This is a genomic window from Streptomyces sp. NPDC038707, from assembly GCF_040636485.1.
In the GTDB taxonomy this organism is placed as follows: domain Bacteria; phylum Actinomycetota; class Actinomycetes; order Streptomycetales; family Streptomycetaceae; genus Streptomyces.
This window is the reverse complement of the sequence record NZ_JBEZUP010000009.1, coordinates 45,385-65,515: the sequence shown is the minus strand read 5'-3', so window position 1 is coordinate 65,515 and position 20,131 is coordinate 45,385. Positions and strand designations below refer to the sequence as shown.

Below are 20,131 nucleotides of genomic sequence, written 5' to 3'. Positions count from 1 at the left end.
ACGTGGGTGTACGCCGGTCAGGGCGCGGTCAGGACACCCCCTGACCGGCGTACGTTCAGGGGCGGAGCAGCACCTTGCCCACGGTGGGATCGCCGGCCCCCACCAGCTCGATGGCCCGCGGGAACTCGGTCAGCGGCACCTCGTGCGTGACCAGCGGCAGCGGGTCCAGCAGCCCGGCACCGAACACCCGCACGGCGTGCGCCCAGGCGTCCGGCGGCGCCCCGAAGACGGTGTGCACCTCCAGCTGCCGTACGACGAGATCGGTCGGGTCGAGCCCGTCCGCGCCCGGCGCCGGGATCCCGGTGAGGACCAGGCGCCCGCCGCGCCGCAGCAGCGCGGCGGCGGTACGGGCGGCGGAGGCGGACCCGGCGGTCTCGATCACCACGTCGAAGTCGCCGGGCAGTTCCCCGTCCCGCAGCCGGAAGTCGCTCGCCCCGAACCGCCGGGCCAGCGCCTCCCGGTCGTTCCGGGTGCCCACGACCAGCAGCTCGGCCGGCGAACCCGCGGCCAGGAACTGCACGGCGAACATCCCGAGGGTGCCGGTGCCGACCACCGCGACCCGCTCGCCCGGCCGGGCGTTCGCCTTCAGCGCGGCCGCGGCGATGCAGGCGGCCGGCTCCAGCAGCGCGGCGGCGGTCAGGTCGGCGCCGTCCGGCAGGACGTGCAGCAGCCGGGCGGGCAGGGTGAGGGTGGCCGCCATGGCGCCGGGCCGGGTGAACCCGGTCTCCTCGTACCCGGCGGTGCACAGCGTGGTCTCGCCCGCGTGACAGCGGTCGCACACCTGGCAGTTGCGGAACCCCTCGCCGACCACCTTGCGGCCGGCCAGCGAAGCGGGCACCCCGGGTCCCACCGCCGTGACCGTCCCCGACCACTCGTGCCCGGGAACCAGCGGGTAACTGACGTACCCCTCCGGCCGGTTGCCCTGGTACACCTCGCGGTCGCTGCCGCAGATGCCGACCGCGTGCACGGCCACCAGCGCCTCACCGGGGCCGGGCTCACGCGGGGTGTGCGCCTCGACCCGGTGCACGCCCGGCGCCTCGACGAGGACCTGGGAACTCACTGGGTGTCCTTCGGACTGCGCTTCTCCCAGCCCTCGGCCCACAGGTCGAAGTGGGCCCGCTGCTGCGGGAACTCGGCCGCCGCGTCGACGTCCAGCTCGACGCCGAGACCGGGCGCGTCGGAGAGGTGGAAACAGCCGTCCTCCGGGTTCACCTGCGGGGCGCCCTTGACCACCTTCTTGATCTCCGCGTCCGCGAAGTCGTTGAAGTGCTCGAGGATCTTGAAGTTCGGCGAGGTGAAGCCGACCTGGAGGGAGGCGGCGGTGAGCACGGAACCGCCGACGTTGTGCGGGGCCACCAGCATGTAGTGGGTCTCGGCGGTGGCGGCCAGCTTGCGGGTCTCCCAGATGCCGCCGATGTGGCCGACGTCGGGCTGGATGATGTCCACGGCCTGGCTGTCGAACAGCTCGCGGAACTCGATCCGGTCGTGGATGCGCTCGCCGGTGGCCACCGGGATGTCGACCTTGGCGGCGACCTTCTCCAGCGCCTTCAGGTTCTCCGGCGGCACCGGCTCCTCCAGCCAGGCCGGCTTGAACGGGGCCATCTCCTTGGCCAGCCGGACGGCGGTGGCGGGGGAGAAGCGGCCGTGCATCTCCAGCATCAGCTCCGCGTCCGGGCCGATGGCGTCCCGTACGGCCTCGATGAGCGAGACGGCGTACAGGGTCTCCTGGTGGTCCAGCTCGAAGTGGCCGGTGCCGAACGGGTCGATCTTCAGCGCCTTGTAACCGCGCTCCATGACCCCCTGGGCGGCCTTGTGGTACGCCTCCGGCGTCCGCTCGGTGGTGTACCAGCCGTTGGCGTACGCCTTGACCTTGTCGGTGACCTTCCCGCCGAGCAGCTGCCACACCGGCACGCCCAGCGCCTTGCCCTTGATGTCCCAGCACGCCATCTCGACCACCGCGATGCCGGACATCACGATCTCGCCGGCCCGGCCGTAGTCGCCGTACTTCATACGGCGCACCAGGTCCTCGACGGCGAACGGGTCCGAGCCGAGAATGTGGTTGACCTCGGCCTCGCGCAGATAGCCGATCAGCGCGTCCGTATGCCCGAGCATCCGGGTCTCGCCGACTCCCGTGATCCCCTCGTCGGTGTGCACCTGGACGTAGGTCAGGTTGCGCCACGGCGTGCCGACCACGTGTGTGCTGATTCCGGTGATGCGCACGGCAGTTGCCCCTCAGCTGTTCGGTATTTCGTCACACGTTCGAAATGCTGGCGTGACAGTAAGGACGGGGCGGCGGGAGTGTCAATGGGTCGAACAGGTAACGGTTTCGGCAAGGCTTTCGAGATTGTTTCGCTCCCGCACGGAACCTTCACAGCCATGCCTGGTACGGGGCCCGCGCGGACTCTAGTCTTCCCGCGTCATGGACTACTGCCACCCCTGCCGACGTCACCTGAACGGCGCCCTGGCCTGCCCCGGCTGCGGCATGCCGGCCTCGGGCGACGACGCGTACGGTCCCCGGGGGATACCGGAGGCCGACGGGAGCGGTTGGTCTGGTCGGGCGTACGCCGCGGGCGACCGGGGGTCCGCCGGGAACGGAGCCATGCTTCCCGAGGACGTCCGGCGTTCCGGCGACGGCCTCGCACCCCCCGGAAACCACCCCGCCCCGCCCGGCCCCGCCCGCGTGCCGGCACAGCGCGGCGGGGGGCCCGGGCCGGACGGCTTCCCGTTCCCGGCGGGTGGTTCCGGGCCGGCTGGGACTGCCGGTGCGCCGGTGCGGGGCGGTCGGGGGTCTGCTGCGGACGGCCCCACGTCACCGCTGGGCGGCCCCGTGTCCGGCGGGGACGACGGCGTGCCGGTGCGGGGTGGTCGGGGGTCGGTCGAGGGCGGTCCCGGGTCCGCCGGGAACGGCCGTGTGCCCGACCGGGGCGGCCGTGGACCCGCCGGAACGGGTCGCGCGTCGGCCGGGGGCGGTGCTCGACTAAGCGGTCTGGAAGGGGAGTTCGGCGACGTTGACTACACGCTCGCCGGTGACGGTCGCGCGTTCGCTGATGACGGCCGCACCTCCCTCGGTGGCGGTGGTGAACTCGGCGGCCCGGACGCGGAGTTCGGTGACGGCGGCTATGTCTCCGCCGGTGGCGGCCATGCCTCCGCCGGTGAGCGTCGTCCGTCCCTCGGTGAAGGTGCCCGCGCGGGTGCGGGTGTCCCCGGCGGTGACGGGCGTCCCGGCGAAGGGGCCGCCGGTGACCTCGCCGCTGCCGGTGGGCGGGCCGGGCGGCGGTGGGGGGAGCGCAAGGCGGCCGGGCACCGGCGGCGCCGCCGGCGGGTCCTCGTCGTCACCGCCGGGTTCGTGCTCGCGGCCGGCGGGCTCAGTCTCGCGGAACTCGGTACGGATGCGCCCTTCTCGCCGTTCTCGTCGTTCACCGACGACCCCTCGGCCACGGCCGGGGAGACCGACGCGGACGACGACGCCGCCTCCACCGCGCCGGGCCGTACGCCGGGACGGGCCGGACAGGCCGACGTGACCTCCGCCGCCGTCCCGGACGCGGCCTCCGGCTCACCGGACCCCTCGGCCCCGGGGCCGGGCTCCGCCTCCGCCTCGCCCTCCGCGGGGGAGCCGGGCGACACGGACGGCAAGGATTCCGCTTCCGCCACGCCCGGAGAGTCCGGTGAGGCAGGACGGTCGGCCACCGCGGGTGCCACGGATTCCGGTACGCCGGCGACGACCTCCGCCGCCCCGGCCCCCACCACGCCCGCCACCACGCCCGCGTCCACCACGCCCGCGCCCACCGCCGAGCCGACGACCTCCGCCCCCCGGCCCACGCCCGTCAGGACCTGCGACCGCTTCCTGTGGTGGTGCTCCTGAGCCGCGCCGAACGACGGCAGCCGCATCCCACGTCCAGGGATGCGGCTGCCGTCGTGGTGAACGACGAACGTCAGACCAGCGTCACGGTGATGTTGCCGCGGGTCGCCTTCGAGTAGGGGCACACCTGGTGCGCCTTCTCCACCAGGCTCTTGGCGGTCGCCGTGTCGACGTTCGGGATGTTCGCGGAGATCTCCACGATGATCCCGAACCCGTCGTCGTTCTTGCCGATGCCGACCTTGGCGGTGACCGTCGACCCGGAGATGTCGGCGCCCTCCTCCCGGGCGACGACGCCCAGCGCCCCCTGGAAGCAGGCGCTGTACCCGGCGGCGAACAGCTGCTCCGGGTTGGTGCCGGCGCCGCTGCCGCCCATCTCCTTGGGCGGGTTGACGACCACGTCGAGCTTGCCGTCGTCGGTGGCGACCCGTCCGTCGCGACCGTTCTCGGCGGTGGCGACGGCGGTGTACAGGACGTCGGACTGCGTGATGGGCATGCGGTTGTCTTCCTCCTCGGTCCGCGGCGACTCGCGCCCACGATCGCCACTTGATTTCGGAAAGAAGTTACCGCATCGCGAAAAAACCGGGAAGGTCAGAGCTTGACGACCATCTTGCCGATGTTGTCGCCGCGCAGGACCCCGAGGAACGCCTCCAGGGTGTTCTCGATGCCCTCGACCACGGTCTCGCGGTACTTCAGCGCGCCCGAGGCCACCCACGGGCCGACCTCCTGGACGAACTGCGGCTGGAGGTCGTAGTGGTCGCCGACGAGGAAGCCCTCGATCCGGCCGCGGGTCTGGATCAGCCGGGCCAGGTTCTTCGGGCCGGGCGCCGGCTCGGTGTTGTTGTAGACCGAGATCATGCCGCAGACCGCGACCCGGCCGCCCTGGTTGAGCGACCCGATGGCCGCCTCCAGGTGTTCCCCGCCGACGTTGTCGAAGTAGACGTCGATCCCGTCGGGCGCCGCCTCCCGGAGCTGCTCGGCGACCGGGCCGTTCCTGTAGTTGAACGCGGCGTCGAAGCCGTACTCGTCCACCAGCAGCTTGACCTTCTCGTCGGACCCGGCCGAACCGATCACCCGGGAGGCGCCCTTGAGCCTGGCGAGCTGGCCGACCTGGCTGCCCACGGCGCCGGCCGCGCCCGACACGAAGACGCTGTCGCCCTCCTTGAAGGAGGCGGTGCGCAGCAGGCCGGCGTAGGCGGTCAGACCGGTCATGCCGAGGACGCCGAGGTACGCCGACAGCGGCACGCCCTCCGTGCCGGCGTCGACCTTGACGGCGGGCACGGCCGTCGGTCCCACCTTGACGGCGTTCTTCGCGTCCACGACCGCGTACTCGCGCCAGCCGAAGAAGTGCAGGATGTGGTCGCCGGCCTCGATGCCCTCGGCGTTGGACTCGACCACCTCGCCGACCGCGCCGCCCTGCATGACCTTGCCCAGCTCGAAGGGGGCGGCGTACGACTTGGCGGCGCTCATCCGGCCGCGCATGTACGGGTCGACGGAGAGGTACTTGTTCCGCACCAGCACCTGGCCCTCGCCCGGGGCCGGGACGGATGACTCGACGAGCGCGAAGTCCTCGGGCTTCGGCCAGCCGACGGGGCGGCTGAGGAGGTGCCATTCGCGGTTGATCATGACGGAGCCTTTCAGGGTGGTACTTCACTACCTGAAACAACCATGCGTCTGAATATTTCATGATGTCAAGTAACCGGGTATCCTGGTCGGCATGTCCACCCCATCGAACCCCCGCCGTCCCGACCCCCTGACCATGGAGGTCGTCGAGCTGATCGGTGAGGTCGTGGCCCGCTTCTACGCGGACTACGAGGAGGCGGCGGGCGCGCACACCCTGACCGGCCCGCAGGCCCGGCTGCTCAGCCTGCTCTCCCTGGAGCCGCTGCCCATGCGCAAGCTGGCCCAGAAGCTGAAGTGCGAGCCGTCGAACGTGACCGGGATCGTGGACCGGCTGGAGTCCCGGGGACTGGTGGAACGCCGCCCCGACCCGGCCGACCGCCGGGTGAAGGTGGCCGCCGCCACCGAGCGGGGCCGCGAGGTGACCCGGGACCTGCGCGAGGGCCTGCAGTTCGCCCGCGAACCCCTGGCCGGCCTGTCCGAGGAGGAGCGCCGCTCCCTGCGCGACCTGCTGCGCCGCATGCTCGGCGGCTGACCTACGGACGGTCCCGCGGAGCCAGTAAAGTCCTCCGCATGCGCGATCTCGGGGTGGGTTTCGGTTATCTGCTGAAGGGCCAGCGGTGGGTGACCCGGCACGGGCGCCGGTACGGCTTCGGCCTGCTGCCCGGGCTGATCACACTGGTGCTGTACGCCGCCGCGCTGACCGCGCTCGCCGTCTGGGGCGACGACGCCGTCGGCTGGGCCACCCCGTTCGCCGACGACTGGTCCAGCCCCTGGCAGGGCCTGTTCCGCGGCTTCCTGACGGCCGTCCTGTTCGCGCTCGGCCTGCTGTTGGCCGTGCTGACCTTCACGGCCGTCACCCTGCTGGTCGGGCAGCCCTTCTACGAGTCCCTCTCCGAGCAGGTCGACGCCGACGTCTCGCCCGACGGCACCGCTCCCGAGTCCGGCCGGCCGCTCTGGCACGAGCTGTGGATCTCGGCCCGGGACAGCCTGCGCATCCTGGTCCGGGCCGGACTGTGGGGCGTCCTGCTCTTCGCCCTCGGCTTCCTGCCGTTCGTCGGGCAGACCGTCGTGCCCGTGATCGGCTTCTTCGTCACCGGCTTCTTCCTCACCGAGGAACTCGCCGCCGTCGCCCTCCAGCGCCGGGACGTCGACCTGCGCGCCCGGCTCGCCCTGCTGCGCTCCCGCAAGACGCTGGTCTGGGGGTTCGGCACCCCCCTGGGCCTGGCCTTCCTCGTTCCGTTCGTCGCGGTGTTCCTGATGCCGGGCGCGGTCGCGGGCGCCACGCTGCTCGCGCGTGACCTGCTGGGAGAGGAGAACGCCGGCGACGACTCCGCCGCCCCGAGCGGGCGGCCCGACACGGAGGACGTCACCTCGTGACCCAACTGCTCGCCGTCGCCGTCATCACGGTCCTCGCCGTGATCGCCCCCGGCGCCGACTTCGCGATGATCGTCCGCAACAGCTATCTGCACGGCCGCCGCACCGGCCTGCTCGCCGCCGCGGGCGTGGCGGCCGGCGTGCTGGTCCACGTCACCTACACCCTGCTGGGCGTCGGCCTGCTCATCGCCTCGTCCACCGCCGTCTTCACGGTCATCAAGCTGATCGGCGCGGCCTACCTCGTCTACGTCGGCGTCCGCACCTTCCGCGCCCGCGGCGACGTCGAGGTGGACCTGGCGCACAAGACGGACCTGACCCCGTTCGCCGCCCTGCGCACCGGCTTCCTCACCAACGTCCTCAACCCCAAGACGACCTTGTTCGTCGTCTCCACCTTCGCCCAGGTCGTCGGCCCCGGCACCCCGCTGTACCGGCAGGTGGGCTACGGCCTGTTCATGTCGCTGGCCCACCTGGTGTGGTTCGGCGTGGTCGCCGCGTTCTTCTCGCACTCCCGGATGCGCGCCGTCATGCTGCGCGGCCAGAAGATCCTCAACAAGGTGATCGGCTCCGTCCTGGGCGGCCTCGGCGTCAGCCTCGCCCTGGCCCCCTCCCACTGACCGCCCGGCCTCGACGCCGAGGCGCTGCCGCCGGCCGGGCAGGACATGCGGACCCTGCCCGCGCCGACCGCGCTCGCCGCGGCCAGGGACCCGGAACCCGCCTGCCGCGCCGGGGTGCTGCTCGCCCGGAAGACCCGCCGCGAGGGCTCCCGTGTCCTGCCCCGGCCCCGGCGAGAGCGCCGAGTCCACCGTCGAACCGCCCCGCCGCGCCTTCGAGGTGCGGGATGCGACGACGAACGCGTGGGCGTATGTGAAGGGTTCGTACGAGATCTCCGCCGGCCGCTCGATCACCGACCACCGGCTCACCGCACCGATTAACGTCTGATCCGGGACACTCCCCGCGCACCGCGGACAAAGTCCCCCTCGAACAGCCCCGGTCCGGGACCTGACCCCTGGACCGGGGCTCACCACTCTCAGCCGCGCACCCCGAAGCCGTACACCGTCTCCGAGCGGTAGGTCTCGCCGGGGCGCAGGGTCGTGGCGGGGAAGTCGGGACGGTTGGGGGAGTCCGGGAAGTGCTGGGTCTCCAGGGCGGTGCCGGCGTTCGCCGGGAACGGGCCGGACAGGTGGTCGCCGGTGTAGAGCTGGAGGCCCGGCTCGGTCGTCGCCACCGTCAGGGTGCGGCCGGAGACCGGGTCGTACAGCTCCGCCACCTCCTCGGGGTCCCGGGTCACGCCCTTGTCCAGGACGAAGTTGTGGTCGTAGCCGGAGCCCGTCGGGCGGGGCTCGCGGAAGTCGAGACGGGTGCCCGTCACGTCCGCCGGCGCCCCCACCGGAATCAGGTCCGCGTCCACCGGTGTGTACCGGGACGCGGCCAGCCGCAGTTCGTGCCCGCCGGTGTCACCGGACCCCGCGCCCCCCAGGTTCCAGTACGTGTGGTTGGTCAGGTTCACGACCGTCGGCGCGTCGGTGACCGCCTCGTAGCCGATCCGCAGCGCCCCCGACGCCGTCAGCGTGTACGTCACCGTCACCGACAGCCGCCCCGGGAAGCCCTCCTCGCCGTCGGGGCTGACCCGGCTCAGCCGCAGCCCGTGCTCCACCGGCACCACCTCCCACACGTGCTTGTCGAAGCCCCGCTCCCCGCCGTGCAGGCAGTTGGCGCCCTCATTGCGCGTCACCTCGTACGTCCGGCCGTCCAGCGGGACGCGGCCGCCCGCGATCCGGTTCGCGTACCGGCCGATCACGGCGCCCAGGAACGGCTGCGGATGCCGCAGATAGCCCTCCAGGTCCGGGAAGCCCAGCACCACGTCCGCCGTCCGCCCGGCCCGGTCCGGGACCTCGGCCGACTGCACGATCCCGCCGTACGACAGCACCCGCACCCGCACCCCGCCGCGCTCCAGCGCCCACCGGTACACCGGAGTGCCGTCGGAAAGTGTGCCGAAAAGTTCGTTCATGCGGGAAACCCTAGGTCACGGACGCGCCGCCGTGACCTTCCGGTAAGCGATCTCCGCCAGCCGCGCCTGCCCGTCCTTGCTGGGGTGGAACCAGTCCCAGTGGCTCAGCTGGTCCGTGCCGAACCGGAAGTCGTACACCGCGCCCCCGTCGAAGCGGCAGCGGCGGTCCTTGGCGCAGACCTCCTCCAGCACCTTGTTGTACTCCACCACCCGCCGCTGCACGGTCTGACGGCGCAGCGTCGCCGCGCCGGTCAGATCGTCCGCGTCGGCCAGCATCGACGGGCAGATGCCCAGCCTCCACACCTGCTTGCCCACCACGTTCGTCCGGCCCTCGGACCACAGCCGCTTCAGGTTCGGCACGCTCGACACGTACACCTGCGTCTTCGGCAGCGCCGAGCGCAGCGTGCGCATCGCCTGCTCGAAGCCCGCGCGGAAGTCGGCCACCGGCGTCATCGCCGACGCCGAGGCCCGGCAGGCGTCGTTCCCGCCCACCATCACCGTCACCAGCTCCGGGCGGTGCGCCACCGCCTGCGCCAGCTGCCCCGGCAGGTCGGCCATGCGGGCCCCGGTCATCGCGTAGTTCCAGCTGTGCTCCGCCGCTCCCGTCACCCCCAGCAGCCGCACCGCGAGGCTCTCCACCTCGGCGTCGCTGCCCGTGGCCCACGAGGCCTCCGGGCAGTCCGACAGCACCGTGCACGCGTCGAACCCGCGGGTGATGGAGTCGCCCACCGCCGCCACCGAGTCCGGGCTGGTGTCCCACAGCGGGGGCCGGGCCGCGCGGGTCTTCGCCCCCGGGGACGCCGGCGAACCGCCGTCCGCGCCCTGGCAGCCGGCGACCCCCAGCACCAGGGCCGCCGCGACGGCGAGAGCGGCTCGCACACGGTGGCTTCGCTTCCGCATCCCTGCTGTTCCCCTCGCTCGACGGTCCGGTGCTCCCCCTAGGGACAACGCCTGAGGGTTCCCGGCCCGGAGCCCCGGGAACGGCCGGCCCCCGTACAAGCGTCCCCCTGGGTGAATGGCGGCGATTTCCTGGCGCCGGGACCGACGGTACGTCACACTCCTTGCCCCCTCGCAAGGTAGCCTCGCCATCAACGCGGCCGTCGTGCCACTGCCGCCCAGCCAGTCCGCAAGATGTCCCGCTCTGCCCGGAGGTTCCGGTGACGACACGTGGAGTTCTGTACGTGCACTCCGCGCCGCGCGCGCTGTGCCCGCACGTCGAGTGGGCCATCGCCGGGGTGCTCGGCACGCGCGTCAGCCTCGACTGGATCCGGCAGCCCGCGTCCCCCGGCACCTGGCGCTCGGAGTTCTCCTGGCAGGGCCAGGCCGGCACGGCCTCCAAACTCGCCTCCGCGCTGCGCGGCTGGCACCTGCTGCGGTTCGAGGTCACCGCGGAGCCCTGCCCCACCGCCGAGGGCGAGCGCTACAGCTGCACCCCCGACCTCGGCATCTTCCACGCCGTCACCGGCCTCCACGGCGACATCCTGATCCCCGAGGACCGCCTGCGCGCCGCCCTGACCCGCTCCCAGCGCGGCGAGACCGACCTGGAGGCCGAGATCGCGAAGCTCCTCGGCAAGCCCTGGGACGACGAACTGGAGCCGTTCAGATACGCCGGCGAGGGCGCCCCGGTCCGCTGGCTGCACCAGGTGGTGTGAACTTCCCGGGCAACCCGCACCCGCCACCGAACGCCACCGCACACGACGACGGCCCGATCTCCCCCAGGAGACCGGGCCATTCACGCGTCACGGACCTCAGACCGTACGGAACGCCAGCACCACGTTGTGCCCGCCGAACCCGAACGAGTCGTTCAGCGCGGCGATCCGGCCCTCCGGCAGCGCCCGCGCCTCACCGCTCACGATGTCCGCGTTGACCTCGGGGTCCAGGTCGTCCAGGTTGATGGTCGGCGGAGCCGTACGCTTCACCAGCGCCAGGATCGACGCGACGGTCTCCACACCACCGGCGCCACCGAGCAGATGACCGGTCATCGACTTGGTCGCGGAGATCGCCATGTGGTCGACGTCGTCGCCGAACACCTTGCGCAGCGCCTTGATCTCGGCCACGTCACCCTGCGGCGTCGACGTGGCGTGCGCGTTGACGTGCATGATCTCGGCCGGCTTCAGGTCGGTGTTGTCCAGCAGGTTCTGCAGCGCGTGCGCGATGCCGTTGCCGGACGGCTCCGGCTGCGTGATGTGGTGGGCGTCGGCGGAGATGCCCTGTCCGACCGCCTCCGCGTAGATCCGGGCACCGCGGGCCTTCGCGTGCTCCTCGGACTCCAGGACGATCACACCGGCGCCCTCGCCGAGCACGAAGCCGTCGCGGCCGGAGTCGTAGGGACGCGAGGCACCCCGCGGGTCGTCGTTGTTCTTGGACATCGCCATCATGTTGCCGAACGCGGCGATCGGCAGCGGGTGGATGGCGGCCTCGGTACCACCGGCCACGACCACGTCCGCACGCCCGGTGCGGATCATCTCGATCGCGTACCCGATGGCCTCCGCGCCCGAGGCGCAGGCCGAGACGGGGGTGTGCACACCGGCGCGGGCACCCAGCTCGATCCCGACGTTGGCCGCCGGGGAGTTGGGCATCAGCATCGGCACGGTGTGCGGGGAGACGCGGCGTACGCCCTTCTCCTTGAGCACGTCGTACTGGTCCAGCAGGGTCGTCACGCCACCGATGCCGGAGGCGATGACCGCACCGAGACGGTCGGGGTTCACGGAGGAGTCCACCCCGGCCCTGTCGGTGAAACCGGCGTCCTTCCAGGCCTCCTGAGCGGCGATCAGCGCGAACTGCGCGGACCGGTCCAGCTTGCGGGCCTGCGGCCGGGGGATGATCTCGCCCGGCTCCACGGCGATCTGCGCGGCGATGCGGACGGGCAGCTGCGCCGCCCACTCCTGCTCCAGCAGGCTGACACCGGACGTGCCGGCGACCAGGGCCTCCCAGGTCGAGGCTGCGTCGCCACCCAGCGGTGTGGTTGCGCCGATACCGGTGACGACCACGGTGCGATTGGTCGGGCTCACGGGAATTCTTTCTCCAACGGATACGGGAGGACACCCCCGCCGGTGCGGGGACTACGGCGCCACCGCCGGGTGGCGGGGCCTTGCTACACGCGGCCTACGCGGTGGTTCAGGCCTGGTGCTTGAGGATGTAGTCGGTCGCGTCGCCGACGGTCTTGAGGTTCTTGACGTCCTCGTCCGGGATCTTCACGTCGAAGCGCTCCTCGGCGGCGACGACGACCTCGACCATGGACAGCGAGTCGACGTCCAGGTCGTCGGTGAAGGACTTGTCCAGCTTGACGTCCTCGACCGGGATCCCGGCGATCTCGTTCACGATCTCGGCGAGACCGGCGACGATCTCTTCCTGAGTGGCGGCCATGTCAGGCGCTCCTTCTTGATATTCCAGACGGGTTTAAAGGCATTTGTATCCGACCCGGACCGCGTGATCCGGCACGGAGTGCCTAGGGGAGGGTAACGACCGTGGCGGCGTACACGAGACCCGCCCCGAATCCGATGACGAGCGCGGTGTCACCGCTCTTCGCCTCCCCGGTCGCCAGGAGCCGCTCCATCGCGAGCGGGATCGAGGCGGCCGAGGTGTTGCCGGTGGTGCGGATGTCACGGGCGACCGTGACGTGCTCCGGCAGCTTGAGTGTCTTCACCATCGAGTCGATGATCCGCACATTGGCCTGGTGCGGGATGAAGACGTCCAGGTCGTCCGCGCTGATCCCGGCCGCGTCCAGCGCCTGCTGGGCGACCTTCGCCATCTCGAACACGGCCCAGCGGAACACCGCCTGGCCCTCCTGCGTGATCGCGGGGAACTTGACGTTGCCCTCGCTGTCGACGGGCAGCTCCGACAGGTCGCCGGTGGGGGTCCCCCCGCCCGAGCGGAGCCGAGGGTGGGGGAGGAACCGGTCCCAGGACACGGTCTGCTTGATCGTCTCGGCCTTGTCGCCCTCGGAGCCCCACACGGTCGGGCCGATGGCCGGCTCCTGCGAGGGGCCCACCACGACCGCGCCGGCGCCGTCGCCGAACAGGAAGGCGGTCGCCCGGTCCTCCAGGTCGGTGAGGTCGCTCAGCCGCTCCACGCCGATCACCAGCACATGCTCGGCGGAACCTTCCACCACCATGCCCTTGGCGAGGGTGAGGCCGTAGCCGAAGCCCGCGCAGCCGGCCGAGATGTCGAAGGCGGCGGCCTTGTCGGTGCCGAGCTTGTCGGCGATCTCGGTGGCGACGGCCGGGGTCTGGCTGAAGTGCGAGACCGTGGAGACGACCACCGCGCCGATCTGCTCGGCGTCGATGCCGGCGTCCGCGATCGCCTTGCCGGAGGCCTCGATGGCCATCGCGGCCACGGTCTCGTCGGGACCGGCCCAGTGCCGGGTCTCGATGCCGGAGCGGGAGCGGATCCACTCGTCGGACGAGTCGATCTTCTCCAGGATCACCTCGTTCGGCACCACCCGGGTCGGCCGGTAGCCGCCGACACCGAGGATGCGCGCGTACGGGGCGCCCTTGCTGGGCTTGATCTTCGCCATGTACGGCTCCTTAGGCGCCGGCGTGCTCTGCGAGCAGAGTCCGGGCCGCTTCGAGGTCGTCGGGGGTCTTCAGGGCCAGCGTCGCGACACCGGGCAGGGCCCTCTTGGCCAGGCCGGTCAGGGTGCCGCCCGGGCACACCTCGACGATCGCGGTGACGCCCAGTTCCTTGAAGGTCTCCATGCACAGGTCCCAGCGGACGGGGTTGGCGACCTGGCCGACCAGCCGCTGGAGCACCTCGGCACCGGAGGCGACGGCCCGCCCGTCCTTGTTGGAGACGTAGGTCACCTTCGGGTCGGCCGGCGAAAGCTCCGCCGCGGCCTTCTCCAGGCTCGCCACGGCCGGCGCCATGTGGTGCGTGTGGAAGGCACCGGCCACCTTCAGCGCGACGACCTTGCGGACCCCCTCGGGCTTGTCCTCGTTCAGCGCGGTCAGCTGCTCCAGCGTGCCCGCCGCGACGATCTGGCCCGCGCCGTTGATGTTCGCCGGGGTCAGGCCCAGCTTCTCCAGGTGCGGGACGGTGACCTCGGGGTCACCGCCGAGCAGCGCCGCCATGCCGGTCTCGGTGACCGCGGCGGCGTCGGCCATGGCCAGACCGCGCTTGCGGACGAGGCCGAGGGCGGCCGTGTCGTCCAGGACACCGGCGAGGGCGGCGGCGGTGATCTCGCCGACGCTGTGGCCCGCGACCGCGCCCGGCGCGATCTCGGAGATGTCACCGAGTGCCGCGGCCGACAGCAGGCCGGCGGCGACCAGCAGCGGCTGCGCCACCGCGGTGTCGCGGATGGCGTCGGCGTCGGCCTCGGTGCCGTAATGGGCGAGGTCCAGTCCGATGGCGTCCGACCAGGCGGCCACGCGGTCCGCGGCACCGGGCAGGTCGAGCCAGGGAGTCAGGAAGCCGGGCGTCTGGGCGCCCTGGCCGGGAGCGACGAGTACGAGCACTCTCACACTCTCTCTTGGGGACGGCGGGGGCCGCCCGTGGGGACAGGGACGAAGAACACGAGGGGCTTTTGTGGAGCCCCGACAAAACCTTATGTCTGGGGTTCCCCATCGGCCAGACGCCCCAGGATGAGCGCGATCCGCAGTGTGAACGCGGATCGTACATCCGAGGGGGACCAGCCGGTGACGTCAGTCACACGTCGGAGCCGGTAGCGCACGGTGTTCGGGTGAACGAAGAGCATTCTGGCCGCGCCTTCGAGACTGCTGGCCTGCTCCAGGTAGACACTCAGCGTTTCCAGCAGCGCCGAGCCCGCCTCCTCCAGCGGTCTGTAGATCTCCTCCACCAGTTGCTCGCGGGCGCTCGGGTCGCCCGCGATGGCGCGCTCCGGGAGCAGATCGTCGGCGAGCACCGGCCGCGGCGCGTCCTGCCAGGCGAAGCACGCCTTCAGTCCGGCGGCGGCGGCCTGCGCGGACCGGGTGGCGGCCAGCAGGTCCGGTACGACGGGTCCGGCGACGACCGGTCCGGCGGCGAACGGCCCGATCAGCGAGCGGGCGACGGCCAGCGGGTTGTCGCTGCCGCCCGCGATGACCACGAGCCGGTCGCCGAGCACCCCGGTCAGCACCTGCAGCTTGGCGTGCCGGGCGGCCCGCCGGATGGCCTCCACGGTCAGCTCGCTGTCCCCGTCGGGCGCGGTGCCGAGCACCACGCAGACGTGCTCCGGGGAGTTCCAGCCGAGCGCGGCGGCCCGGCTGACGGCGCCCTCGTCGGCCTCGCCGCTCAGCACGGCGTTCACCACCAGCGACTCCAGCCGGGCGTCCCAGGCACCGCGTGCCTCGGCGGCCTGCGCGTAGACCTGGGCGGTGGCGAAGGCGATCTCCCGGGCGTACACCAGCAGCGCCTCGCGCAGCACGCTCTCGTCGCCCGGGGCGGCCACCTCGTCGATGGCGGACTCCATGACCTCGATGGTGGTGCGCACCATCTCCACGGTCTGCCGCAGCGTGATGGCCCGGGTCAGCTCGCGCGGCGCCGTCCCGAACACGTCGGTGGAGATCGCCTGCGGGGCGTCCGGGCGCCGGAACCACTCGGTGAAGGCCGCGATGCCCGCCTGGGCGACGAGTCCGATCCAGGAACGGTTCTCCGGGGGCATGGCCCGGTACCACGGCAGGGTCTCGTCCATGCGCGCGATGGCCTGCGCGGCGAGACTCCCGGAGGACTTCTCCAGCCGCTTCAGGGTCGCGGCGTGCGGGTGGACGTGACGGGCTGCGGGGTCACCATGGTGGGATTCGGGTTCGGGCACGGGGACAAGACTGCCTTATCGGGACGCGACCGTGCGCCGCCGGGGGGCGGTGGCCGACGGCCCGCCCGGAGGCCGGCGGCGTCCGGCCCGGCCGGGGCAGGCGGCCGGGAGGGCCTGCCGGGACACCCGGGCAGGCCCTCGCCGGGCGGCCGGGCGACGGCCCGGAAGACGCAGCCGGCCGGACTTCGCGCGGTTCCGTGGCCTGTGGTTCCGGCGGCCCGTTGGACGTGTCCCTCGCTGGTGCTGCGTCGCGGGTCGTTTCGGTGTGGGCGGGGGCGCGGGGTGCGTTCGGGGTTCGTCCGGTGCGGGTTCGCCGGGTGGCCGGGGGCGGGCCGGAGGGTGTGCCGGCCGGACTTCGCGCGGTCTCGTGGCCTGTGGTTCCGGCGGCCCGTTGGACGTGTCCCTCGCTGGTGCTGCGTCGCGGGTCGTTTCGGTGAGGGCGGGGGCGCGGGGTGCGTTTCCGGCTCCGCTCCCGAGCGCGCCGAGGGGTCGTGAGCCGCTCTGCGTCCGGGCCCCGGACACCGGCGTCGGCGGTACGCGGCACCGGTGTACGGACCACGCCGGGGGAGACGGCGTCCGCCCGGTGCGGGCGCTTCCGGTGCCCTGGACGGGGGCTGCCCCGCGGCCCGTGCGGCCCGGAGGGCTACCGTGGGGGCCGTGACGACGGATGTACGGCGCGCCGGTGAGCGCTATCGCGGAGGGGACCCGGAGGCCGGGATCGACACCCGGCACGCCTTCTCCTTCGGACCGCACTACGACCCCGACAACCTGCGGTTCGGCGCGCTGATCGCCTGCAACGAGGAACGGCTCGCCCCCGGCGCCGGGTTCGACGAGCACCCGCACAGCCACACCGAGATCGTCACCTGGGTCGTCGAGGGCGAGCTGACCCACCGCGACTCCGCCGGACACGAGACCAAGGTCCGCGCCGGGGACGTGCAGCACCTGAGCGCGGCGGCGGGCGTGCGGCACGTGGAACGCAACGACGGCCCGGCCCCGCTGACCTTCCTCCAGATGTGGCTGACCCCGCGGGAGCCCGGCGGCACCCCCTCCTACACCCTCGTCCCGGCCGCCGAGGGCCCCGTCCGGTACCCGGTCCCGGCCGCGGGCGCGGTGCTGCACGTACGGCGGCTGGAGCCGGGGGAGCGGACAGCGGTGCCGGACGCGCCGCGGATGTACGTCCATGTGGCGCGCGGCACGGTCCGGCTGGCCGGGGCGGAGCTGGGCCCCGGCGACGCGGCGCGGATCACCGGCGCCGAGGGGCTCCAGGCGCTGGCGGCCACCCCGGCGGACCTGCTGCTGTGGGAGCTGACGCCGTAGCCCCCGGGCGCCGTGGCCCCCGGAGGCCGTGGCCGTCGTCAGCCGCGCAGTTCCGTCAAAACCGCGTCCGTCAGGGCCGGCCACGCCTCGATCGCCCAGGGGCCGAACGCGCGGTCGGTCAGGGCGATCCCGGCCGCCCCGGCGTCGGGGTCGATCCACAGGAACGTACCGGACTGCCCGAAGTGACCGAACGTGCGCGGTGAGGACGAGGCGCCCGTCCAGTGCGGGGACTTGCCGTCGCGGATCTCGAAGCCGAGGCCCCAGTCGTTCGGGTTCTGGTGCCCGTAGCCGGGCAGGACGCCCTTGGTCCCCGGGTACTGCACGGTCATCGCCGCCGCCACCGTCCGCGGGTCCAGGAGCCGGGGCGCCTGCACCTCCGCCGCGAACCGCAGCAGGTCCTCGACCGTCGACACCCCGTCCTTGGCGGGCGAGCCCTCCAGCGACGTGGCCGTCATGCCCAGCGGCTCCAGCACGGCCTGGCGCAGGTACTCCGCGAACGGGATGTCCGTGGCCTTGGCGATGTGATCCCCGAGCTGTTCGAACCCGGCGTTGGAGTACAGCCGCCGGTCCCCGGGCGGGGCCGTCACCCGGTGCTCGTCGAAGGCCAGCCCCGAGGTGTGCGCGAGCAGGTGACGGACCGTCGCCCCGGGCGGACCGGCCGGCTCGTCCAGCTCGATCGCGCCCTCCTCGTAGGCGACGAGCGCCGCGTAGGCCGCCAGCGGCTTGGTGACGGAGGCCAGCGGGAAGCGGTGCCCGACGGGACCGTGCGTCCCGAGGACGGTCCCGTCGGCTCGTACGACTCCCGCCGCGGCGGTGGGGACGGGCCAGTTCTCGATCAGCGCCAGGCTCTGCAACGACATGCGTCCGAGCCTATGCGGCTCACAACGGCAGCCGCATCGACGGGTCCGGATCCCGGGTGAAGCCCAGCGAGGTGTACAGCGGCTCGGCCTCCGGCGAGGCGTTGAGCAGCACATGCCCGGCGCCGCGCGCCCGGAACCAGGCCAGCAGCTCCTCCATGCACGCGCGCGCGTAGCCCCGCCTGCGGACGTCCGGGTCGGTCGCCACGCTGAAGACGTACCCGACCCGGCCCCGCGGATTGCCGGGCTTGCCTATGCGGTACTCCACGGTCCCCGCCACCAGCGCGGCCAGTGCGCCCGGCCGGCCGGGGTGGTCCACCACGAACGCGGCGAAGTCCCCGTCGTCCTTGGCGAGCTGTTCGCGCAGTCCCGGCAGCGACTCGGTCTGCCAGCCGGCCGCTCCGTCACCCCCGCCGCCCCCGCCGCCCCCGTCGCCCCACAGGGAGTCGATCATGATCTGGCGCAGTCGCAGCACTTCCCCGGCATCCTCGGGCCGGGCCCGCCGTACGAGACTCATGGGGCGCAGGCTAGTCACCGCCTCCGGGCCGGGTCCCGGGGATTTCTCACCGGACCGGCTTGCTTGGAGTGCACTCCAACCCCATAGCGTGGGGGCATGACGGTGATGCAGACCACGCCAGCGGCCACCGAGGACGCCACCCCCGCCGACATCTGCTCCGCCCCTCCCCGGCGCCACCCCCGCCCCGACGGCCAGGACCACTACACGATCAGCGAGGTCGTCGCCTTCACCGGGCTGACCGCGCACACCCTGCGCTGGTACGAGCGGATCGGGCTGATGCCGCACGTCGACCGCTCGCACACCGGCCAGCGCCGCTACCGCAACCGCGACCTGGACTGGCTGGACTTCGTGACCAAGCTCCGGCTGACCGGCATGCCGGTGGCGGACATGGTCCGGTACGCGGAGCTGGTCCGGGAGGGCGAGGGGACCTACGCGGAGCGGCGGGACCTGCTGGAGTCGACCCGCCGGGACGTCCTCAACCGGATCGCCGAACTGCGCGACACGCTCGCCGTACTCGACCGCAAGATCAGTTTTTACGCCATGGAGGGGACCACTCGATGACCGACGCCAGGATTCCGACGGTACGGCTCGGCACGGACGGGCCGGAGGTCGGCGTGCAGGGCCTCGGCTGCATGGGCATGAACTTCGGCTACGGCCCGACGGACGCCGGGCAGGCCCGCGCCGCGCTGGACCGGGCGCTGGAGCTGGGCGTCACGCTGTACGACACGGCGGACGCCTACGGCGACGGGGAGAACGAGCGGTTCCTCTCCCCGTTCTTCAAGGCCCACCGGGACGAGGTGGTCATCGCCACCAAGTTCGCGCTGTCCATCCCGCCGGACGACCCGACCAAGCGGATCATCCGCAACGACGCCCCCTACATCCGCCAGGCGGTCGAGGCCAGCCTGAAGCGGCTCGACGTCGAGGTGATCGACCTCTATTACATGCACCGCCGCGATGTGAACGTCCCCATCGAGGAGACCGTCGGCACGATGGCGGAGCTGGTCCGCGAGGGCAAGGTCAAGCACCTGGGGCTCAGCGAGGTGACCGCGGACGAACTGCGCGCCGCGCACGCCGTGCACCCGATCGCGGCCCTCCAGTCGGAGTGGTCCCTGTTCAGCCGGGACATCGAGGCCAGGGTGGTACCGGCCGCGCGGGACCTGGGCGTGGCCCTGGTGCCGTACTCGCCGCTCGGCCGCGGCTTCCTCACCGGCTCCTTCACCAACGCCGAGCAGGACCTCACGAGCGACGACTTCCGCCGTCAGCACCCCCGCTTCACCGGCTCCAACGCGGCCGCCAACGCGGCCCTGCTGGAGCCGATCCGGGCCATCGCCGAGGCCCGGGGCGCCACCCCCGGCCAGATCGCCCTGGCCTGGGCGCAGCAGCGGGCGTCGGTCGCCGGCCTGACCGTGGTGCCGATCCCGGGCACCCGCAAGCCGGGCCGGGTCGAGGAGAACGTCGCGGCGACCCGCATCACCCTGACCGAGGAGGAACTGGCCGCCCTGGAGCCGATCGCGGGCCAGGTCTCCGGCGACCGTTACCCGGACATGCGTTTCGCCTCGGCGGGCCGCGAGTAACACCCACCACCCGAGTACGCGGGCCGGCTGCCCGGTCCCGTCGGCCCTCGGTCAGCCGGCCACCCCGGTGGCTTGGCGGCGTCGGCTGTGTGGCCCGTGTTGGGCGTCGGCGTCCGTGTCGTCGGTCTGTTGGTCACGCCGGTTGTCCGGCTGCCCCGGCTGTCCCGGCTGTCCGGTCCCGTCGGCCCTCGGTCAGTTGGCCACCCCGGTGGCTTGGTGGCGTCGGCTGTGTGGCCCGCCTGGCCGTCGGCCGACCG

General features: G+C 72.6%; 22 protein-coding genes and 1 pseudogene. 9 read left to right on the top strand and 14 right to left on the bottom strand.

What is annotated here, in order from left to right; genetic code table 11:
- Nucleotides 1-55: 55 nt before the first annotated feature.
- The 3 genes from AB0E62_RS14805 to AB0E62_RS14795 all read right to left on the bottom strand — a co-directional run bounded on the left by AB0E62_RS14805 (nt 56) and on the right by AB0E62_RS14795 (nt 3,304).
- Nucleotides 56-1,060 (bottom strand): alcohol dehydrogenase catalytic domain-containing protein, encoded by a 1,005-nt coding sequence (locus AB0E62_RS14805; protein ID WP_362192383.1) that lies wholly within the window; start codon nt 1,058-1,060, stop codon nt 56-58.
- The gene (locus AB0E62_RS14800) at nt 1,057-2,220 is read right to left on the bottom strand and encodes a mandelate racemase/muconate lactonizing enzyme family protein (protein WP_362192381.1); all 1,164 of its coding nucleotides are present in this window, start codon (nt 2,218-2,220) and stop codon (nt 1,057-1,059) included. Before AB0E62_RS14800 ends, AB0E62_RS14805 begins: the two co-directional genes overlap by 4 nt.
- 757 nt (nt 2,221-2,977) lie before the next feature.
- Nucleotides 2,978-3,304: a hypothetical protein gene (locus AB0E62_RS14795; protein ID WP_362192379.1), complete on the bottom strand. Its 327-nt coding sequence runs from the start codon at nt 3,302-3,304 to the stop codon at nt 2,978-2,980.
- Between the two features lie 42 nt (nt 3,305-3,346).
- On the opposite strand from AB0E62_RS14795, the gene AB0E62_RS14790 reads away from it, so the two are divergent.
- Nucleotides 3,347-3,862, top strand: a complete 516-nt coding sequence (locus tag AB0E62_RS14790) for a hypothetical protein (protein ID WP_362192377.1) — start codon at nt 3,347-3,349, stop codon at nt 3,860-3,862.
- Nucleotides 3,863-3,932: 70 nt separating this feature from the next.
- Here the strand turns inward: AB0E62_RS14790 and AB0E62_RS14785 are convergent, their stop codons facing one another.
- Both AB0E62_RS14785 and AB0E62_RS14780 read right to left on the bottom strand, forming a co-directional pair.
- On the bottom strand, nt 3,933-4,352 hold the full coding sequence (locus AB0E62_RS14785; protein WP_362192375.1) for an organic hydroperoxide resistance protein: 420 nt from the start codon (nt 4,350-4,352) through the stop codon (nt 3,933-3,935).
- A 95-nt stretch (nt 4,353-4,447) separates the two neighbouring features.
- Nucleotides 4,448-5,482, bottom strand: a complete 1,035-nt coding sequence (locus AB0E62_RS14780) for an NADP-dependent oxidoreductase (protein ID WP_362192373.1) — start codon at nt 5,480-5,482, stop codon at nt 4,448-4,450.
- Between the two features lie 91 nt (nt 5,483-5,573).
- Between AB0E62_RS14780 and AB0E62_RS14775 the strand changes: the two genes are divergently transcribed.
- The 4 genes and pseudogenes from AB0E62_RS14775 to AB0E62_RS14760 form a co-directional block, all read left to right on the top strand.
- On the top strand, nt 5,574-6,011 hold the full coding sequence (locus tag AB0E62_RS14775) for a MarR family transcriptional regulator (RefSeq protein ID WP_362192371.1): 438 nt from the start codon (nt 5,574-5,576) through the stop codon (nt 6,009-6,011).
- A gap of 38 nt (nt 6,012-6,049) precedes the next feature.
- Nucleotides 6,050-6,856 (top strand): EI24 domain-containing protein, encoded by an 807-nt coding sequence (locus AB0E62_RS14770; RefSeq protein ID WP_362192369.1) that lies wholly within the window; start codon nt 6,050-6,052, stop codon nt 6,854-6,856.
- Nucleotides 6,853-7,467, top strand: coding sequence for a LysE family transporter (locus AB0E62_RS14765; protein WP_362192367.1), 615 nt, complete (start codon nt 6,853-6,855; stop codon nt 7,465-7,467). The genes AB0E62_RS14770 and AB0E62_RS14765 overlap by 4 nt, the downstream gene beginning before the upstream one ends.
- 163 nt (nt 7,468-7,630) lie before the next feature.
- Nucleotides 7,631-7,792 (top strand): annotated as a pseudogene (locus tag AB0E62_RS14760) (fibronectin type III-like domain-contianing protein); the annotation flags it as partial.
- A gap of 88 nt (nt 7,793-7,880) precedes the next feature.
- Here AB0E62_RS14760 and AB0E62_RS14755 read toward each other — a convergent pair.
- A complete protein-coding gene (locus AB0E62_RS14755; RefSeq protein ID WP_362192365.1) occupies nt 7,881-8,861 on the bottom strand; it encodes an aldose epimerase family protein in 981 nt (326 codons plus the stop codon).
- 15 nt (nt 8,862-8,876) lie between these two features.
- Nucleotides 8,877-9,761 (bottom strand): SGNH/GDSL hydrolase family protein, encoded by an 885-nt coding sequence (locus tag AB0E62_RS14750; RefSeq protein ID WP_362192363.1) that lies wholly within the window; start codon nt 9,759-9,761, stop codon nt 8,877-8,879.
- 257 nt (nt 9,762-10,018) lie between these two features.
- Here AB0E62_RS14750 and AB0E62_RS14745 point away from each other — a divergent pair, with 257 nt between their 5' ends.
- Entirely contained in the window at nt 10,019-10,513 is a 495-nt protein-coding gene (locus tag AB0E62_RS14745) for a DUF3145 domain-containing protein (RefSeq protein ID WP_362192361.1), read from the top strand.
- Nucleotides 10,514-10,609: 96 nt separating this feature from the next.
- Here AB0E62_RS14745 and fabF read toward each other — a convergent pair whose 3' ends face one another.
- The 5 genes from fabF to fasR all read right to left on the bottom strand — a co-directional run bounded on the left by fabF (nt 10,610) and on the right by fasR (nt 15,609).
- The gene (gene fabF / locus AB0E62_RS14740) at nt 10,610-11,872 is read right to left on the bottom strand and encodes a beta-ketoacyl-ACP synthase II (protein ID WP_362192359.1); all 1,263 of its coding nucleotides are present in this window, start codon (nt 11,870-11,872) and stop codon (nt 10,610-10,612) included.
- Nucleotides 11,873-11,978: 106 nt separating this feature from the next.
- On the bottom strand, nt 11,979-12,227 hold the full coding sequence (locus AB0E62_RS14735) for an acyl carrier protein (protein ID WP_030604530.1): 249 nt from the start codon (nt 12,225-12,227) through the stop codon (nt 11,979-11,981).
- A gap of 82 nt (nt 12,228-12,309) precedes the next feature.
- On the bottom strand, nt 12,310-13,377 hold the full coding sequence (locus AB0E62_RS14730) for a ketoacyl-ACP synthase III (protein ID WP_362192356.1): 1,068 nt from the start codon (nt 13,375-13,377) through the stop codon (nt 12,310-12,312).
- 10 nt (nt 13,378-13,387) lie between these two features.
- Complete coding sequence (locus tag AB0E62_RS14725) at nt 13,388-14,314, bottom strand: ACP S-malonyltransferase (RefSeq protein WP_362192354.1); 927 nt, start codon at nt 14,312-14,314, stop codon at nt 13,388-13,390.
- An 89-nt stretch (nt 14,315-14,403) separates the two neighbouring features.
- Nucleotides 14,404-15,609 carry a fatty acid biosynthesis transcriptional regulator FasR gene (gene fasR, locus AB0E62_RS14720; RefSeq protein ID WP_362192352.1) on the bottom strand — a complete coding sequence of 402 codons (1,206 nt, stop codon included), beginning with the start codon at nt 15,607-15,609 and terminating at the stop codon, nt 14,404-14,406.
- 648 nt (nt 15,610-16,257) lie between these two features.
- On the opposite strand from fasR, the gene AB0E62_RS14715 reads away from it, so the two are divergent.
- Nucleotides 16,258-16,926, top strand: coding sequence for a pirin family protein (locus tag AB0E62_RS14715; protein ID WP_362192350.1), 669 nt, complete (start codon nt 16,258-16,260; stop codon nt 16,924-16,926).
- Nucleotides 16,927-16,964: 38 nt separating this feature from the next.
- Here AB0E62_RS14715 and AB0E62_RS14710 read toward each other — a convergent pair whose 3' ends face one another.
- Together AB0E62_RS14710 and AB0E62_RS14705 are read right to left on the bottom strand one after the other, a co-directional pair.
- Nucleotides 16,965-17,786: a serine hydrolase domain-containing protein gene (locus tag AB0E62_RS14710; protein WP_362192348.1), complete on the bottom strand. Its 822-nt coding sequence runs from the start codon at nt 17,784-17,786 to the stop codon at nt 16,965-16,967.
- A gap of 19 nt (nt 17,787-17,805) precedes the next feature.
- Nucleotides 17,806-18,300, bottom strand: coding sequence for a GNAT family N-acetyltransferase (locus AB0E62_RS14705; RefSeq protein ID WP_362192346.1), 495 nt, complete (start codon nt 18,298-18,300; stop codon nt 17,806-17,808).
- Nucleotides 18,301-18,396: 96 nt separating this feature from the next.
- On the opposite strand from AB0E62_RS14705, the gene AB0E62_RS14700 reads away from it, so the two are divergent.
- Complete coding sequence (locus tag AB0E62_RS14700; protein ID WP_362192344.1) at nt 18,397-18,861, top strand: MerR family transcriptional regulator; 465 nt, start codon at nt 18,397-18,399, stop codon at nt 18,859-18,861.
- On the top strand, nt 18,858-19,874 hold the full coding sequence (locus tag AB0E62_RS14695) for an aldo/keto reductase (protein ID WP_362192342.1): 1,017 nt from the start codon (nt 18,858-18,860) through the stop codon (nt 19,872-19,874). Before AB0E62_RS14700 ends, AB0E62_RS14695 begins: the two co-directional genes overlap by 4 nt.
- The last annotated feature ends 257 nt before the right edge of the window (nt 19,875-20,131 follow it).